1 rRNA gene is annotated in these 1,368 nt (G+C 53.1%); it reads right to left on the bottom strand.

The annotated features are described in order from the left end of the window. A 23S ribosomal RNA gene (locus tag L977_RS09575) occupies positions 1-1,368 on the bottom strand; the annotation flags it as partial.

Here is a 1,368-nt window from a genome sequence, read left to right as displayed (position 1 = left end):
AAAAGGTACCGGATTTACCTGGAACCTCCGCCTACATGCTTAAACCGGGACAACCGTCGCCCGGCTAACATAGCCTTCTCCGTCCCCCCTTCGCAGTAACACCAAGTACAGGAATATTAACCTGTTTCCCATCGACTACGCCTTTCGGCCTCGCCTTAGGGGTCGACTCACCCTGCCCCGATTAACGTTGGACAGGAACCCTTGGTCTTCCGGCGAGCGGGCTTTTCACCCGCTTTATCGTTACTTATGTCAGCATTCGCACTTCTGATACCTCCAGCAACCCTCACAGGCCACCTTCAACGGCTTACAGAACGCTCCCCTACCCAACAACGCATAAGCGTCGCTGCCGCAGCTTCGGTGCATGGTTTAGCCCCGTTACATCTTCCGCGCAGGCCGACTCGACCAGTGAGCTATTACGCTTTCTTTAAATGATGGCTGCTTCTAAGCCAACATCCTGGCTGTCTGTGCCTTCCCACATCGTTTCCCACTTAACCATGACTTTGGGACCTTAGCTGGCGGTCTGGGTTGTTTCCCTCTTCACGACGGACGTTAGCACCCGCCGTGTGTCTCCCGTGATAACATTCTTCGGTATTCGTAGTTTGCATCGGGTTGGTAAGCCGGGATGGCCCCCTAGCCGAAACAGTGCTCTACCCCCGAAGATGAGTTCACGAGGCGCTACCTAAATAGCTTTCGGGGAGAACCAGCTATCTCCCGGTTTGATTGGCCTTTCACCCCCAGCCACAGGTCATCCGCTAATTTTTCAACATTAGTCGGTTCGGTCCTCCAGTTAGTGTTACCCAACCTTCAACCTGCCCATGGCTAGATCACCGGGTTTCGGGTCTATACCCTGCAACTTAACGCCCAGTTAAGACTCGGTTTCCCTTCGGCTCCCCTATTCGGTTAACCTTGCTACAGAATATAAGTCGCTGACCCATTATACAAAAGGTACGCAGTCACCCCATAAAGAGGCTCCCACTGCTTGTACGTACACGGTTTCAGGTTCTTTTTCACTCCCCTCGCCGGGGTTCTTTTCGCCTTTCCCTCACGGTACTGGTTCACTATCGGTCAGTCAGGAGTATTTAGCCTTGGAGGATGGTCCCCCCATATTCAGACAGGATACCACGTGTCCCGCCCTACTCTTCGAGTTCACAACCTGTGCATTTTCGTGTACGGGACTATCACCCTGTACCGTCGGACTTTCCAGACCGTTCCACTAACACACAAGCTGATTCAGACTCCGGGCTGCTCCCCGTTCGCTCGCCGCTACTGGGGGAATCTCGGTTGATTTCTTTTCCTCGGGGTACTTAGATGTTTCAGTTCCCCCGGTTCGCCTCGTTAACCTATGTATTCAGTTAACGATAGTGTGAC

It is taken from the genome of Enterobacter sp. ZOR0014, assembly GCF_000798855.1.
GTDB lineage: Bacteria > Pseudomonadota > Gammaproteobacteria > Enterobacterales > Enterobacteriaceae > Enterobacter > Enterobacter kobei.
This window is presented reverse-complemented; position numbering and strand designations above follow the sequence as displayed.